Source organism: Sphingomonas gellani (assembly GCF_900110035.1).
GTDB classification, from domain to species: Bacteria; Pseudomonadota; Alphaproteobacteria; order Sphingomonadales; family Sphingomonadaceae; genus Sphingomonas; species Sphingomonas gellani.
The window spans coordinates 344,567-361,517 of sequence record NZ_FOCF01000003.1 but is presented as its reverse complement, the minus strand read 5'-3'; the positions used below and the strand labels follow the sequence as shown (position 1 = coordinate 361,517).

At 66.7% G+C, this 16,951-nt stretch carries 9 protein-coding genes; 8 read left to right on the top strand and 1 reads right to left on the bottom strand.

The annotated features are described in order from the left end of the window. Positions 1–62 precede the first annotated feature (62 nt). Positions 63–1,562, top strand: coding sequence for a tryptophan halogenase family protein (locus BMX37_RS08570; protein ID WP_093665300.1), 1,500 nt, complete (start codon positions 63–65; stop codon positions 1,560–1,562). A 59-nt stretch (positions 1,563–1,621) separates the two neighbouring features. Here BMX37_RS08570 and BMX37_RS08565 read toward each other — a convergent pair whose 3' ends face one another. Next, positions 1,622–2,641 (bottom strand): LacI family DNA-binding transcriptional regulator, encoded by a 1,020-nt coding sequence (locus BMX37_RS08565; protein ID WP_093665299.1) that lies wholly within the window; start codon positions 2,639–2,641, stop codon positions 1,622–1,624. 157 nt (positions 2,642–2,798) lie between these two features. On the opposite strand from BMX37_RS08565, the gene BMX37_RS08560 reads away from it, so the two are divergent. From BMX37_RS08560 to BMX37_RS08530, 7 genes are all read left to right on the top strand, one after another. Then, positions 2,799–4,613, top strand: a complete 1,815-nt coding sequence (locus tag BMX37_RS08560; protein ID WP_093665399.1) for an alpha-amylase family glycosyl hydrolase — start codon at positions 2,799–2,801, stop codon at positions 4,611–4,613. After that, complete coding sequence (locus tag BMX37_RS08555; protein ID WP_093665298.1) at positions 4,610–6,193, top strand: alpha-glucosidase family protein; 1,584 nt, start codon at positions 4,610–4,612, stop codon at positions 6,191–6,193. Before BMX37_RS08560 ends, BMX37_RS08555 begins: the two co-directional genes overlap by 4 nt. A 5-nt stretch (positions 6,194–6,198) precedes the next feature. Then, positions 6,199–7,716, top strand: coding sequence for a tryptophan halogenase family protein (locus tag BMX37_RS08550; protein ID WP_093665297.1), 1,518 nt, complete (start codon positions 6,199–6,201; stop codon positions 7,714–7,716). Continuing rightward, positions 7,713–9,236, top strand: coding sequence for an MFS transporter (locus BMX37_RS08545; RefSeq protein ID WP_093665296.1), 1,524 nt, complete (start codon positions 7,713–7,715; stop codon positions 9,234–9,236). Before BMX37_RS08550 ends, BMX37_RS08545 begins: the two co-directional genes overlap by 4 nt. A gap of 101 nt (positions 9,237–9,337) precedes the next feature. Beyond that, positions 9,338–10,735 carry a 2OG-Fe(II) oxygenase family protein gene (locus BMX37_RS08540; protein ID WP_093665295.1) on the top strand — a complete coding sequence of 466 codons (1,398 nt, stop codon included), beginning with the start codon at positions 9,338–9,340 and terminating at the stop codon, positions 10,733–10,735. Positions 10,736–10,819: 84 nt separating this feature from the next. Continuing rightward, positions 10,820–13,606, top strand: coding sequence for a M14 family metallopeptidase (locus tag BMX37_RS08535; protein ID WP_093665398.1), 2,787 nt, complete (start codon positions 10,820–10,822; stop codon positions 13,604–13,606). 249 nt (positions 13,607–13,855) lie between these two features. Next, on the top strand, positions 13,856–16,915 hold the full coding sequence (locus tag BMX37_RS08530) for a TonB-dependent receptor domain-containing protein (protein WP_093665294.1): 3,060 nt from the start codon (positions 13,856–13,858) through the stop codon (positions 16,913–16,915). Positions 16,916–16,951 lie beyond the last annotated feature (36 nt).

Below are 16,951 nucleotides of genomic sequence, written 5' to 3'. Positions count from 1 at the left end.
CCATCACCACAGGGTGATGGCGACCATTTTCATTCAAGCGGGAAGAGGACAAACATACCGGCATGGATCAGCAACCCGTCACCATCGTCATCGCGGGCGGGGGCACCGCCGGCTGGATGACCGCCGCCGCGCTCGGCCAGTTCATCGAGAGCGGCTATCGCATTCGTCTGGTCGAGTCCGAGGAGATCGGCACCGTCGGCGTCGGCGAGGCCACCATCCCGCAACTCCGCCTGTTCAACAGCGCGCTCGGGCTGGACGAGAACGCTTTTCTGCGCGCGACGCAGGGCACCTTCAAACTGGGTATCGAGTTCGATGGCTGGCGACGCCCGGGTGAAAGCTACCTGCATGCGTTTGGCGATATCGGCCGCGACGTCGGCCTGATCGCGTTCCAGCACTACTGGCTGCGCGCACGTTCGCTCGGCGTAGCCGGACCGCTGTCGCATTATGCGTTGAACGACATCGCCGCGCGCGCCGGGCGCATGCATCGCGGCCCGGCCGTGACGGCGAACACCATCCCCTCGCTTCCCTATGCCTTCCACTTCGATGCGGGACTGTACGCCGCCTATCTGCGCCGCTTTGCGGAAATGCGCGGCGTCGCGCGCACGGAGGGCCGCATCGCGCATGTCGAGCGCCACGGCGACAGCGGCGACGTCGCGGCCCTGCACCTTGCCTCCGGCGAAAGGGTGGAGGGCGACCTCTTCATCGACTGCACCGGCTTTCGCGGCATGCTGATCGAGGAGACCATGGCTGCCGGCTTCGAAAGCTGGGCCCACTGGCTGCCCTGCGACCGCGCGCTCGCCCTCCCGACGAGCAACATCGCCCCGCCGCCGCCCTACACCCGCGCCATTGCGCGGGGTGCGGGATGGCAGTGGCGCATTCCGCTTCAGCATCGCACCGGCAACGGACTGGTCTATTCCAGCGTCCATCTCAGCGACGACGAGGCCGCGTCCGCCCTGCTCGGCAATCTGGAGGGCGAGACACTTGCCGATCCGCGCCCGCTGCGCTTCACGACGGGTCGCAGGCGCCAGGCGTGGAAGGGCAACGTCGTCGCCATCGGCCTGGCCAGCGGCTTTCTGGAACCGCTGGAGTCGACCAGCATCCACATGATCCAGTCGGCCATCTCGCGACTGCTCAAATTCCTACCCGGCCGCCGTATCGATCCCGCCGAGCGGCGCGAGTACAACCGCCAGACGGATTATGAGATCGAGCGCATCCGCGACTTCCTGATCCTGCACTACCACGCCAACGAGCGATCCGAGCCGTTCTGGCAGGCGATGCGCGCCATGCCGATCCCGGACACGTTGGCGGAACGCATCGCGCTGTGGCGCGGCAAGGGTCACATCGTGCGCGAGCATGAGGAACTGTTCACCGAGGTCGCCTGGTTCCAGGTCTTTGCCGGCCAGGGTGTGGACCCCGCCGGCTGGCACCCGCTTGCGAACGCCATACCGGAACGGGACCTGGGTGAGTTCATGGAGACGATCGAGGCGCTGTACCGGCGGGAAGTGGGCCGCTGGCCGGCGCACGACGCCTTTATCGCACAGCATTGCGCCGCCCGCCGGTGACGCCCCCACTCGGCTAGCGGTCAACCCCGGACTGTATATCCGCGCCGGACACGCCTTCTTCAGGCGGAGGCGCGCACCACCAGCCGGGTCGGCAGCACCTGGCTTTCCGCCGGCTCGCCATGGATGTGCCGGATCAGCGCGTCCACCAGCGTGGCGCCGGCGCGGCCATAATCCTGCGCAATCGTCGTCAGCGGTGGCCGCATCAGCCCGGCGGCGGGAATATCGTCGAACCCGATCAACCGGACGTCACGCGGGACATCCAGCCCTGCCCCGGCCAGCGCTCGCATCGCACCCAGCGCGATCAGATCGGACGCGGCGAATACGCCATCGAACGGGATGTTGCGCGCGATCAGCCGGCATGTCGCTTCATACCCCTGCTGCTCGATCGACAGCGTGTCCACCTGCAGGCCAGGGTCGATCGGCAGACCCGCCTCGCGCAGCGCGTCGGACAGGCCGCGATACCGATCGCGGAATTCAGGATACGCGCTCGATGCTTCGCCGACAAAGGCGACGCGCCGGCATCCGCGCGCGACCAGATGATCGCCCGCCTGACGGCCGCCCATCCGGTTGTCGCATCCGATTACGGTGCCCGGAACGCCCGGCTCCACCGCGCCCCAGCGCACGAAATGCGTCTTTTGCCCCACCAGCTGTTCCAGCCGCGGCCGGTAAGCCTGATAATCGCCATAGCCGAGCAGGATGATCCCGTCCGCCTTCCGGCTGTCCTCGTAATCGGTGTGCCAGTCGGCGGACAGCTGCTGGAACGAGGTCAGCAGGTCGTACCCTCGCCGGGCGGCGGTGGTCAGGATGGACCCCAGCATGGAAAGGAAGAACGGGTTGATGTACGACCCGTCGGGCAGCTGATCTTCGAAAAAGAGCAACGCCAACGTGTTCGCCTGCCCGCCCCGTAAGGACGAGGCCGCGCGATCCACCGTGTAGTTGAGCTGACGCGCGACCGCCTCCACCCGCATGCGGGTCGCCGCACTGACCGTCTTGTCGCCCCGCAGGGCCCGCGACACGGTCGGTTGGGACACACCCGCCAAGGCCGCGATGTCGAATGATGTCGGTCTGCTGGCCGCCATGGCCGCCTCGCTCTCCTTCGCTGGGCCGTCACATTAGGCCGCTTGCGGCGCATAAGATACTGGCATTGAATACGTATGCCGGTCGCTTCCCTTTCGTGACCCGGACCCGCACGAGACATGCGAGCCGGCGGCGCAAGGCCGGCCTTGGGGAGGAATGATGGCGCGTTGGGGCAGAACAGGCTGGCGACGAGCGCTGGCGGCGGTGGCTGCGGCGGCCTTGGCTACACCCGTGGCCGCGCAAAGCTATCGCGACCGGCTACCCCAGGACGAGGTGATCTATTTCCTCCTCCCCGACCGGTTCGACAATGGCGACAAATCCAACGATCGTGGCGGCCTGAACGGCGACCGGCTCGTCACCGGCTTCGATCCCACGGACAAGGGCTTCTACCATGGCGGCGACCTGAAGGGGCTGTTGCGGCGGCTGGATTACATCCAGGCGCTGGGCGCCACCGCGGTCTGGGTCGGGCCGATCTTTCGGAACAAGCCCGTCCAGGGTCCGGCCGGTCACGAATCCGCCGGCTATCACGGATACTGGATCACCGATTTCGAGCATGTCGACCCGCATTTCGGCATCGATGCGGATTTCAAAACGCTGGTCGACGCCGCGCACGCGCGTGGCATCAAGGTCTACATGGACATCATCGTCAACCACACGGCAGACGTGATCCGCTATGCCGAGTGTGACGATTGCGCGTATCGCTCTCGCGCAGATTATCCCTACACCCGCAAGGGCGGCGTCACCGGACCCGCGATCAATGCGGGATTTGCCGGCGACGCCGTGGTCACTGCCGCCAACTTCGCGAAGCTGACCGACCCGCGTTACGCCTACACGCCGTTCGTCCCGAAGGGGGGGGAGCATGCCAAGTCGCCAGAATGGCTGAACGACCCGATCTTCTACCATAATCGCGGCAATTCGACCTTTTCGGGCGAAAGCTCAACAACCGGCGATTTCTTCGGGCTCGACGACCTGATGACGGAGAACCCGCGCGTCGTGTCGGGGATGATTGACATCTTCGGCGGGTGGATCGACAGGTTCGGCATCGACGGATTCCGCATCGACACCGCGCGCCACGTCAATCCGGAGTTCTGGCAGGCGTTCATCCCGGCGATGCAGGCGCGCGCGCGGGCAAGGAACATCCCCAACTTCCACATCTTCGGGGAGGTGCACGATTCCAGCCCCGCCGCCCTGGCACGCTTCACTCGCGTCGACGCCTATCCGGCCGTGCTGGATTTCGGGTTGCGTCAGGCGGTGGTCGACACGGTCGCCGGAACGCGGGGCACCGACGTGTTCGAAACGCTGTTCGCCGCCGACGCCCTGTATGGCGGCGGGCCGGACACGCCGCTTCAGCTGCCGACCTTCACGGGCAATCATGACGATGGCCGCTTTGCCACCGAAGTACGCCGCGCGTTCCCGAAGGCTGGCGACGAGGAAGTGATGGCGCGCGTGATGCTGGCCGACGCCATGCTGATGACGCTTCGCGGGGTTCCGACTATCTATGCCGGCGACGAGCAGGGCTTTGTCGGGGACGGCGGCGACCAAGACGCGCGAGAGGACATGTTCCCCAGCCGGGTTCCATCCTACAACGACAACCGCCTGATCGGTACGGCCACGACCACCGCCACCGCGCATTTCGGTCGGGACAATCCCCTGTTCCGCCAGATCGCGACACTCGCCCGGCTGCGTCTCTCCACCCCGGCGTTGACGCGCGGGCGCCAGGTCATGCGCGCGCGGGAGGAGAAGCCGGGGTTGCTCGCTATCTCCCGCTTCGACCCGACCACCGGGCAGGAGGTGCTTGTCGCTTTCAACACCGCAACGACGGCTCTGGATCGGCAGGTGGAGATCGGCACCGATGGCGCGGTCGCCACGCTGGCCGGCGCCGGCTGCGCCACGAAGCCCAGCGCACCCGGATCGCTGCGTGTCAGGCTTGCCCCGCTCGGCTATGCCGTGTGTCGCATCGGAGCCGCGCGATGAGCGGCGGCACCTGGTGGCGGGGCGCGACCACCTATCAGATCTATCCGCGCAGTTTCGCGGACACGAATGGCGACGGCATCGGCGATCTTCCGGGAGTGACCCAGCGGCTCGACCATGTCGCCAGCCTTGGCGTGGACGCGATCTGGCTATCCCCCTTCTTCACCAGCCCTCAGGTGGATTTCGGCTATGACGTGGCCGATTATCGCGGTGTCGACCCGATCTTCGGCACGCTGGACGATTTCGACGCCCTGGTCGCCCGCGCGCACGCGCTGGGGCTGAAGGTCATCATCGATCAGGTATGGTCCCACACGTCCGACCGACATGCGTGGTTCCAGAGCAGCCGACAGGACCGTGCCGGTCCGCATGCCGACTGGTATGTCTGGGCCAATGCGAAGCCCGACGGCAGCCCGCCCAACAACTGGCAATCGGTGTTCGGCGGCCCCGCCTGGACCTGGGACGCCCGGCGTGGGCAATATTACCTGCACAATTTCCTGTCGCAGCAACCACAGATCAACGGCCATAATCCGGCCGTTCAGGACGCGTTGCTGGACACCGCCGGTTTCTGGCTGGCGCGCGGTGTCGACGGTTTCCGCCTCGATGCAATCAACTTCCTGATGCACGACCCGGCGCTGCGGGATAATCCTGCCGCGCCTGACGATGGCTGCATCCGGAGCCGCCCGTTCGATTTCCAACAGCACCTGCACAATCAGAGCCATGCTGCCATACCAGCATTCTTGGAGCGGATCCGCGCGTTGTTGGACAGTCACGATGCCCGCTTCACCGTGGCGGAGGTCGGCGGCGCCGACGCCGACCGCGAGATGAAGCTGTTCACCGCCGGCGGTAAAAGGTTGGACAGCGCCTATGGCTTCGACTTCCTCTACGCCCGCGAACTGACGCCGGCGGGAGTTCGCGATGCGCTGGCAAGCTGGCCGGATGAGCCGGGCGTCGGCTGGCCCAGCTGGGCGCTGGAGAACCACGACGCGCCCCGCGCCGTCTCGCGCTGGTGCGCACCGGAACACCGCCAGCTTTTCGCGCGCGCGAAGATGTTGCTGTTGGCCTGTCTGCGCGGCAACATCATCCTCTATTATGGAGAGGAGCTGGGCTTGACCCAGGTCGACATTGCGTTCGAGGACCTGAAGGATCCGGAGGCGATCGCCAACTGGCCGCTGACCCTGTCACGCGATGGCGCGCGAACCCCGATGCCGTGGCAGGCGGACGCACCGCATCTGGGCTTTTCCACGGGCACGCCCTGGCTGCCCGCCGGACCCGATCACGGCGCATTGGCCGTCGACCGGCAGGAGGATGATCCGACATCCATGCTCGCCTGGACCCGGCGCGTGCTGGCGCTGCGCCGCGCGCATCCGGCGCTGTCGACCGGCACCGTGACGATCCTGCGGTGTGACGATCAGGTTCTCGCCTTTGAGCGCAGCATGGGCGACGAGCAGCTGGTCTGCGTCTTCAACCTGTCCGGGCAATCGGCCCCGTACACGCCGGTCGGCGGCACGCCCCTGATCGCAAGTGGCCTGGATGGAAGCGATCACCTGCCCCCCTACGCCGCGCTTGTCGTGCAGGCCGGCTGACCGGCATGGCACCACCGGACCGGATCGTCATACTGGGCGGCGGCACGGCCGGCTGGATGGCCGCGTGCCTGATGGCGCGCGCCTGGCCGGCCTCGGCGATCACGGTGGTGGAGGCACCCGACATACCGATCGTCGGCGTGGGTGAGGGCTCGACGCCGCAGTTGCGCGCTTTTTTTGATCGGCTGGGCATCCCGGAGTCCACATGGATGGCCGCGTGCCACGCGACCTACAAGGTGGGCATCGCGTTTCGCGGCTGGTCGGACCGGCCGGGCCATCAAAGCTACTTCCATCCTTTCGCGGGACCGGCGGACCTGCATACGGAGGCGGCCTTTCATCACAGCACCCTGGCGCGCCGCCTGGGGCACGATGTGGAGGCACATCCCGACCGGTTCTTCCTGTCGACAAGGCTCGCCAGCCAAAGGCTGGCACCGCTTGCGCCCGCGCATTTTCCGTTCGGCCCGGGCTACGGCTATCATTTTGACGCCCATCTGGTCGGCGCGTTCCTGGCCGAGTGGGCGACCGCGAGAGGGGTCACGCACCTGAGGCGGCGGGTCGAGGACGTTCTCATCACGGAGGGCGGCGACATCGCGAGCGTCCTGGTCGAGGACGGAGAGGCGATCCTGGGCGATCTGTTCGTGGATGCCAGCGGTTTTGGCGGCGTCCTGATCCAGCAGGCGCTGGGCGAGTCGTTCCTGCCGTTCGCGGACAACCTGTTCTGTGACCGCGCGGTGGTGGTCCCGACACCTGCCGATCCCGCTGGTCCGGAGGTGCACACCACCGCCACGGCGCTGAACCATGGTTGGGCGTGGCGCATCCCGCTGACCACGCGCACCGGCAACGGTTATGTCTATGCCAGCCGCTACGTGTCCCCGGATGGGGCGGCGGCGGAGTTGCGCGCCCACCTCCTGCTGCCGGACGATGCCCCGGTACGCCATCTGTCCATGAAGGTCGGCCGCGTGGATCGAAGCTGGGTCGGCAACTGCCTGGCGGTTGGTCTGGCGCAAGGATTCATCGAGCCGCTGGAGGCCACGGCCCTGCACATGGTCCAGGCAACGGTAGAAGGGTTCATCGACGCACTGGAGGCTCATGGCTTCACCACTGCCGGGCGTGATGACTTCAACGCCCGCATCGCACGCCGGTACGAGGGCATACGCGACTATATCGTCGCGCATTACCGGATGAACCAGCGCGCCGACACGGATTTCTGGCGCGACAATGCCGGTCATGACCGCCTGTCCGACACGCTGAAGGCGATGATGACGGCCTGGTTCACCGGGCGCGATCTGCCGGCGGAAGTGCAGCGGCTCGACATCGGCGGTTATTACGCGCCCTTGTCGTGGGGCTGCCTGTTCGCTGGGTACGGCGTGTTCCCGGAGCCCGCCCGGTTGCACGCCGCACCATCACCGGTCGATCTGCCCGCTATCGACCGGCTGCTCGACCGCTGTCTCCTGAACTTTCGCCCCCAGACCGCCGTGCTTCCGCAGCGGGCGGGAACGCCGCGCACATCGCGGGAGATCGCATGACCGCCACCCTCGCCCGCCCCCGCCAGAGCTGGAGCGGGCTCTGGAACATATCGTTCGGCTTTTTCGGCATCCAGATCGGTTTTGCCCTCCAGAACGCGAATATGAGCCGCATCTTCCAGTCGCTCGGTACCAATCTGGACGATCTGCCTGCCTTATGGGTGGCGGCGCCGCTCACCGGCCTGCTGGTGCAGCCGATCATCGGCCATTTGTCCGATCGGACGTGGCTGGGACGGCTCGGTCGCCGACGCCCCTATTTCCTGGCCGGGGCCGTGCTCGCGGCTCTGGCGCTCGTGCTGATGCCGCTCGCGCCCGGCCTGCTGTTCGCCGCGACGATGCTGTGGGTATTGGACGCCTCGCTCAACGTGTCCATGGAGCCTTTCCGCGCTTTTGTCGGGGACATGCTGGACAAGGACCAGCACGCCGCCGGCTATGCCGTGCAGACCGCGTTCATCGGCGCCGGTGCGGTCGCTGGGTCGATCTTTCCATGGGCGCTCGAACATCTGGGCGTGTCCAACGTCGCGGCGCGCGGCGCGCTGCCCGACACCGTCCGCTTCGCATTCTGGTTCGGGGCTGTCGTGTCCCTCGCGTCGGTGATCTGGACGGTGCTGACCACGCGCGAATACTCCCCGGAGGAAATGGCGCGCTTCGACGCGGGTGCCGGCATCGAGCACGCACAACCCGACCTGTCCGGACATGACTATGGCGCAAGCCTGGGTTGGGCCGCGGCCGGTGTCGCGGTGGCCGCCACGTGCTGGGCCGCTGGGCTGGAGAAGGAGCTTTACCTACTCGGTGCGCTGCTGCTCGCTTATGGCGGTGCGGGCGCGCTGGCGATCCGGCGCGCGAGGCACGGCCATGCCGCGGGGATGCTGGGCCATATCATCGGCGACTTCGCCGGCATGCCGCCCCTGATGAAGCGGCTGTCGGTGGCGCAATTCTTCAGCTGGTCCGCGCTGTTCATCATGTGGATCAACACCACTCCGGTCGTCACCCGCAGCTTCTTCGGCGCGCCGGACCCGACCAGCCCTGCTTACCAGCAGGGCGCGAACTGGGTCGACGCGCTGTTCGCGACCTATAACGGGATCGCCGCCGTGTCCGCGCTCATGCTGCTGCCGGCACTGTCGCGGCGCATCGGCCGGGTGCGAACGCACATCGTCGGCCTGCTATGCGGTGCGGCAGGGTTCGCCAGCTTCCTGGTCATCCGCGATCCTCGCTGGCTGCTGGCGAGCGAGGTGGGCATCGGGATCGCTTGGTCGTCCATCCTTGCCATGCCCTACGCGATTCTCGCGTCGAGTCTGCCTCAGCGAAAACTCGGCATCTATATGGGCCTGTTCAACGTCTTCGTGGTTCTGCCGCAGCTGCTGGTGGCCACGGTGATGGGCACCATCATGAAGTGGTTTTTTCCCGACCAGCCGATCTGGACCATGGCGTTCGCCGCTGTCACCCTGGTTGGCGCGGCAGCGGCCATGTTGAGGGTCCGTCCTAAGTTGAACAGCGTGCGCGTCCCGCCCGTTCCGAACTAGCGTTCGCTTGCCCAACCCAGCGCGCAGCCCGTGTCGAACATGCCCGGCGATCCGATCACCCATCGACGCGGGTCGTTGGTCGTGGCTAGGATCGGCGGGTCATGACCGTCGGCACGTCATCAGACCCTATCGACTGGGCCGCGCGTGCGGCCGCGCTGAAAGCTTCTGGCGATCTTGCCGGTGCGGCGCGTGCGTATGAACAGGCGGCGCGGGTGCGTCCGGACAGTTCGGTGGCCGAGCACAATCTGGCCTCGACGCTGGGCGATCTCGGAGACTTCGCGGCAGCGGCGGAGGCGAGCGCGCGCGCGTTCGCGAAGGGTGGCGACGCGCCCGAGACATGGCTCGTCCACGCGCGTGCCCTGCAGGGCCTTGGGCAGCTCGACGACGCCGACCGCGCGTTCGAACAGGCGTTGCGCCGCCGCCCAGCCTATGCCGTGGCGCATCGCGACCTCGCGCAATTGCGCTGGATGCGCACCGCCGACCCGGCCGCGGCGATGCGCGCGCTGGATGCCGCGCCCGACACTCCCGATCTGGCGCTGGTCCGCGCCACCGTGCTGGCGGCGATCGGACGCGCGGACCACGCGAGGCAGGTCGTCCAGACAGCACTCGCCCGCGGGGGCGCGATACCGGCGCTGCACCTGATGGCCGCCGGTCTGGCCGGGCGGACCGGCGATGCGCCGGCGCAGCTCCACCATGCCACCGCCGCCCTGCGTGCCGCGCCCGCCTCCGCCGATGCCGCGCGCGCGGCGGTGGAGGCGCTGATCCACCTGGACCGCGGCGGCGAAGCGGCCTCGCTCGCGGAGCGCGTGGTTGCCGCAGAGCCCGACAATCAGGCGGCCCTGTCGCTGCTGGCGACCGCATGGCGGCTGACGGGCGACCCGCGCCACCGGGCGCTGGCCGAGGACCCGGCCCTTGTCTCCGCCGGCCTGATCGCGTGCCCGGCGGGCTGGAGCGACCTCGATGCCTTTCTGTCGGAGCTTAGCGCGGCGCTGGCCGCTCTCCATGGCTGGCGCACCCACCCGCTCGAACAGTCGCTTCGCCACGGCAGCCAGACACAGGTCGACCTGACCCGGTTGGAGACGCCTGTCATCCGCGCGCTGTTCGCGGCCCTGACGACCACGCTCGACACCCGTCTGCCCGCACTGGGCCATGGCGACGATCCGGTACGCCGCCGCAACACGGGTCGCTGGCGCTTTGCCGGCGCATGGTCGGTGCGGCTGATGCCCGGCGGCTTCCACACCGATCACGTTCATCCCGCCGGGTGGCTATCCAGCGCCTTCTACGTCGCACTGCCAAAGGCGGTTGCGCGGGAGCCGGAGGGTTGGCTCGCCTTCGGGCGCCCGGGCATTCCCACCGCGCGGCCGCTGCCCCCGTTTCGCCGCATCCGACCGGAACCCGGCATGCTCGCGCTGTTCCCATCCTATCTGTGGCACGGGACCGAGCCGTTCACCGGCGACGAGCCCCGCATCACCGTGGCCTTCGACATCGTGCCCGCGTGAAATAAATTACCGCGAGCGGGGTGCGGGACAACCCGATCCGTGCGTCAATGGCCGTAGGGACCGGCTATTTGGGGGATGACGACGATGAAACCTGCGCTCCTGCTCGGCGTCGCAGCGCTGACGCTTTCCATGCCGGCGCTTGCCGATCCGATCACGCCCAAGGCGCCGGGCGCAATCCCCTCCCCCGCGGAAGCATTCTCGACCGAGCCGGGCAGCGACTATTACCTGGCCAATTACGACGCCTATGAAAGCTATCTGAAAAAACTGGCCGCCGCGTCCGATCGCATGAAGCTGATCGACATCGGCAAGTCCGCCGAGGGTCGCACCATGTGGGTCGCGATCGTCTCGTCGCCCGCGAACCTGGCGCGGCTGGACCATTACCGCGACATCGCGCGCCGGCTCGCCAAGGCGGAGGGCGTGACCGAGGATCAGGCGAAGGCGATGGCGGCGGAGGGGCGCGCGGTCGTGTGGATCGACGCCGGGCTGCACGCGACCGAGACGGTGACGACGCAGAGCCAGATCCACGTCCTGTACCGCATGCTGACCGGTCAGGATGCGGAAACCAAGCGCATTCTGGACGAGGAGATCGTCCTGTTCGGCCAGGACAATCCTGACGGCCTGCAACTGGTCGCCGACTGGTACATGCGCAACAAGGACCCGAAAACGCGCGAGTTCCGCACCATTCCGCGCCTGTACCAGAAGTATGTCGGCCACGATAACAACCGCGACAGCTTCATGGCGCAGATGCCGGAGACCGTGGCGGTGAACCGCGTGTTCTTTCGCCAATGGTTCCCGCAGATCATCTTCAACCAGCACCAGACCGGCCCCGCCGGGATGGTCGTGTTCGTTCCCCCGTTCCGGGATCCGTTCAACTACAATTACGCGCCGCTGGTCATGAACGAGTTGCAGGAAGTCGGTGCGGCGATGCACAGCCGCCTGGTCGCGGAGGACAAGCCGGGATCGGGCGCGCGATCGGCCGCACCGTATTCGACGTGGCACAATGGCATGGTGCGATCGATCGCCTATTTCCACAACTCGATCGGCCTGTTGACGGAGATCATCGGCGGCCCGACGCCGGAGAAGATCCCGCTGATCGCCGACACGCAGCTCGCCCGCAACGACGAGACGCTGCCGATCGGGCCGCGGGACTGGCACCTGAAAGACAGCCTGGAATATCAATATTCCCTCGATCGGGCGGTGATGGACTATGCCGCCCGCAACCGCGAACGCCTGCTCCTGAACATCTGGCGCATGGGCCATGAGGCAATCGAACGGGGCAGTCGTGACAGCTGGACGACCACGCCCAAGGATGTCGACGCGCTGAAGGAAGCGGGCAAGGCGAACAAGGCCGACGAAGGCTTTGTCGGGTACAACAGCCGCGCGCGCGAGGGGATGGTCGCCCCCGAGCTCTATGCCAAGGTGCTGCGCGATCCCGCCCGGCGCGATCCGCGCGCCTATGTCCTGCCGCCGACGCAGCGTGACATGCCGACCACCATCACCTTCCTCAACACGCTGTTGAAGAACGGCGTCGACGTGGAGCGTGCCGATGCGGCCTTTAGTGCGGGGGGCAGGCGCTATCCCGCCGGCAGCTATGTCGTGCGGACCGCGCAGGCGTATCGCCCCCATGTCCTCGACATGTTCGAGCCGCAGGATCACCCCCACGACGCCGAATATCCGGGCGGCCCGCCCAAGGCGCCCTATGACATCACCGGCTACACCCTCGCCTATCAGATGGGTGTCCAATATGACCGCGTGCTGGACGACGCCCCGCCGAAGCTGACGCCGGTCACGGCCGATCTGCTGACGCCGCCGCCGGGCCGCGTTCTCGGCTCCGGCAATGCGGGCTGGGTCGTCGGGCACGAGACCAATAACGGCTTCATCCTGACCAACCGGCTGTTGAAGGCGGGCGTTCCGGTGTCGTGGATCACGACCGCGACCACGACGGGCCGAACGACGCTGACCCCCGGAGCGCTGTGGATCCCGGCCTCCGCGCAGGCGGCGTCGATCATCGCGCAGTCCGCCCCCCTGGGCGTCGACGCGTACAAGGTCGCACGCGCACCCGCAGGCGCCATGATGCCGTTGAAGCCGGTCAGGATCGGGCTGGTCGATCGCTATGGCGGCATCATGCCCGCAGGCTGGACCCGCTGGCTGCTCGAACAGTTCGAATTCCCGTTCAAGGTCGTCTATCCGCAGGAACTGGACGCGGGGAACCTCAATACGAAGTACGACGCGCTGGTGTTCGCCGACGGCACGGTGCCGGTCGAACGCGGCGGCGCCTATCCCGGCGGCTACCGGTTCGAGATGCCCAAGTCGGAGGCGATCCCGGCGGACTATCGATCCTGGCTGGGCGAGGTGACGCGCGACAAGTCGCTGCCCGCGATCGACGCGTTCGCCAGGGCGGGCGGCACCGTCATCACCGTCGGCAGCGCGAATACGCTGGCGTCGATGCTGTCGCCCGCGATCACGCCCGCGCTGGTGACCAAGAAGGCGGATGGCTCGCTCACCGCGCTCGATCACAAGCTGTTCTACATCCCCGGCTCGCTGGTCGCGGCGCGCGTCGACACGACCAAGCCGCTCGCCTTTGGCATGACACCCAGCGTCGACATGTTCTTCGACGAAAGCCAGCCCTTCGTCCCCGCTGCGGGTGCGACGCCGATCGTCACCTTCGACAGCGCGAACCCGCTGCGCAGCGGCTGGGCGGTCGGGCAGGAGCGGTTGAAGGGCACGGTGGCGGTCAGCGAGGTCGATCTCGGTCGCGGCAAGCTGTTCGCCATGGGACCGGAAGTGACCCAGCGCGCGCAGCCCTATGCGACGTTCAAACTTCTGTTCAACGGCCTGCTCTACGGCCCGGCCAGCGCCGAGGCGAAATAGGCGCAGTGACCCACCCGCTCTTCCTTCAAGGAGAACGGGTCCGCCTTATGTGCGTTGAACGAGGCGGCACAAACGCGCTCGCCCCTCACGCAACAAACAACGTTTGCGTGTTACTCCTACGTCAATTCGTTACGATTGTTCCTACATCCCTAAAATTATTTTGCGCCGACAGTGAGGGGCTGCGCGGGCTTCGCGTCTCCCGTTGTGACAGCCGCCCGATACGAGGCGGCGTTTCAAAGGGAACCGACCATGAAACAGCGCCTCACTTCGCGCCGCTTGCGCCGCTCGCTTCTTTCGTCCGGCACGGCGAGCCTGGCCCTTATTGCCGCCCAGGCCGAGGCACAGGTCTCCGTTCCCACCGACGAAAATCCCCCGGTCGCCGCCGCCGAGGCCATGGCGGAGGCGCAGAACCCGGCCGAGCCCCCGCCGCCCTCGGATGAGGTCGTCGTCACCGGTTCGCGCATCGCGCGTCGCGACTATGTGTCCAACTCACCGATCGTGTCCGTCGGGCAGGCGGCAATCGAGAATACGGGCCGCGTGACCGTGGAGAGCACGCTGAACCAGCTGCCGCAATTCTCCGGCGCGTTCGGACAGGCCAATGCCGGTTCCACCTCGACCGGCCTGAACGGCGGCCAGGCCTATGCCTCGCTGCGCGGGTTGGGATCGAAGCGTACGCTGCTGCTGCTCGACGGCCGGCGCATCCAGCCGTCGAACCCCGACGGTTCGGTCGACCTGAACATCATCCCGGAGGCGCTGATCGAGAATATCGAGGTCATCACCGGCGGCGCCTCCACCACCTACGGATCGGATGCCACCGCGGGCGTCGTCAATTTCCGGCTGAAGCGCAATTTCAAGGGGCTGGAGCTGTCCGGGCAGACCGGCGTCAGCGACTATGGCGACGGCAACACCTATCGCCTTACCGGCACGGTCGGCTCCAAGTTCGCCGACGATCGCGGCAGCGCGGTCCTGTCGATCGACTACACCAAGCGCGATCGCGCGATCCAGGCGAAGCGCGATTACTACACCTTCCGCCAGTCGACGCCCGGCCTGTCCACCATTCCGCAGGGCAACACGATATTCGGCGCGAACACGCCGACGTTGGCGGCGGTGAACGCGGTGTTCTCCGGATACGGTGTCCCGGCGCTGACCGGCAATGCGGCGGGGCGCTACACCGGCCAGATCGGGTTCAACACCGACCAGACGCTGTTTTCCACGTCGGGCGTACCGGTGTACAACTTCCGCGACCCGCAGACCGACGAAGCCTATATCGTCAATTCGGGCACCAATTCGCAGCAGATCAACTTCGGCTACAATGGCGGGTCGTTGCAGGCCGATCTCAACCGGTGGTCGATCTTCGGCAAGGTCGATTACGACGTGAGCGACAATGTGAAGGCGTTCGTCCAGACGACATACACCACCTATTCGTCGCTTGGCATCACCAACCCCACGCTCGCCTCCAACGTGTACGGCCTCAGCGTGCCGGTGACCAACCCGTTCATCACCCCAGGCTTCCGCTCAATCCTGGCGTCTCGCCAGAACCCCAACGCGCCCTTCACCTTCTACAAGGCGCTGAGCATCCTCGGGCCCCGCTACCAGGGCTACGACTATGACGTGTGGCAGGTGACGGCGGGCCTGTCTGGGAAGCTGGGGATCAGGGACTGGACCTGGGACATCTATGGCTCCACCAGCCAGGCGAAGTTCCAGAACGAACAGACCGGCGGCGCCAGTGCGAGCGCGATCAGCCGCCTGCTCAATTCGGGCACCGGAGGCACCGAGCTGTGCGCGGGCGGCTTCAACCCGTTCGGCAACGTCACCCCGTCACAGGCGTGCATCGACTATATGTCGCGCCGCACGCTGAACACCAACGCGCTGAAACAGCGCACGGTGGAGGGCAACCTCCAGGGCGGCCTGTTCACCCTGCCCGCCGGAGAGGTGCGCTTCGCGGCCGGCGCCGATTACCGGTACAATTCCTACGACTTCCTGCCCGACGCCGCGCTGGCGCAGCCCGACGGTACCAGCGACGTCCTGGGGTACAGCGTGCTGCGTCCCGCGTCCGGATCGGTCAACACCAAGGAGGTGTATGCGGAATTGCTGGTTCCGTTGCTCAGCGACGTGCCGCTGATCCAGCAACTCGATCTCGACCTCGGCTATCGCTATTCCAGCTACAGCTCGGTCGGCGGGGTCAGCGCGTACAAGGCGGACGCGACGTGGAAGGTGTTCGAGGCGCTGCGCCTGCGCGGCGGGTACAACCGGGCGATCCGCGCACCCAGCGTCGGGGAACTGTACGCGCCGGTGTCGACGGGCTCCGTCGCGATCGGCACCGCGACACCGACCACGACCAACGGCGATCCGTGCGACGTCCGGTCCTCCTATCGCCGCGGGTCGAACGCCGGCCAGGTGCGCGCGCTGTGCCTGGCGCAGGGCGTGCCGGCCTCCATCATCGACAGCTATCAGCTCGGCACCGCACAGGTGTTCGCGCTGACCGGTGGCAATCCGGACCTGAAGGAAGAAACGGCGGACACCTATTCGGCGGGCGCGGTGATCCAGTCGCCGTTCTCGGGCATGTTCCGCAACCTGTCGCTGTCGGTCGACTTCTACAAGATCAAGATCAAGGACGCGGTCGGTCCGCTGTCGGTCGGGCAGGCGTTCCAGTTCTGCTACAATTCGGGGGACAACAACCCGTCCTTCGACCCGAAGAACTATTACTGCTCGCTCATCACGCGCAACGCCGCGTCGGGTGTGCCGGTCAATCCGCAACAGCCTTTGCTGAACCTCGGCACGTACAACGTCCAGGGCATCGACTTCCAGTTCGACTGGCGCTTCGGGTTGGACTCGCTGGGACTGGGCGGCAATGCGGGGTCGATCGCGTTCAACTCGGCCGTCAGCTACCTTGACAAGTTCGAGGTCCAGTCGATCGCAGGCGCGCCGACCTATGACTATGCCAACTCGATCGGCATCGGCGTCGAAAGCACCGCCGGCATCGCGCATCCGCGGTGGAAGTCGATCACCTCGCTGACCTATACGTTGGGCCAGGCCAGCCTGGGCCTGCGCTGGCGCTTCACCGACAAGATGATCAACTCGGCAAAGGTGGTGTCGCCCGCCAGCACGACGCGCGGTGTCGACGCGTATCACGCGTTCGACCTGAACGCGCGCTTCGACGTCGACGACAGCACGCAGTTCCGGCTGGGCGCGACCAATCTGTTCAACCGGAAACCGCCGCAGGTCGGCGACACCGAGGGCAATTACGATGCCCAGAACTACGATGTGATCGGGCGCTATTTCTTTATCGGCGCGACCAAGAAGTTCTGATCCAGGCAAGAATTTCTGATCCAGGGAGGCACACAC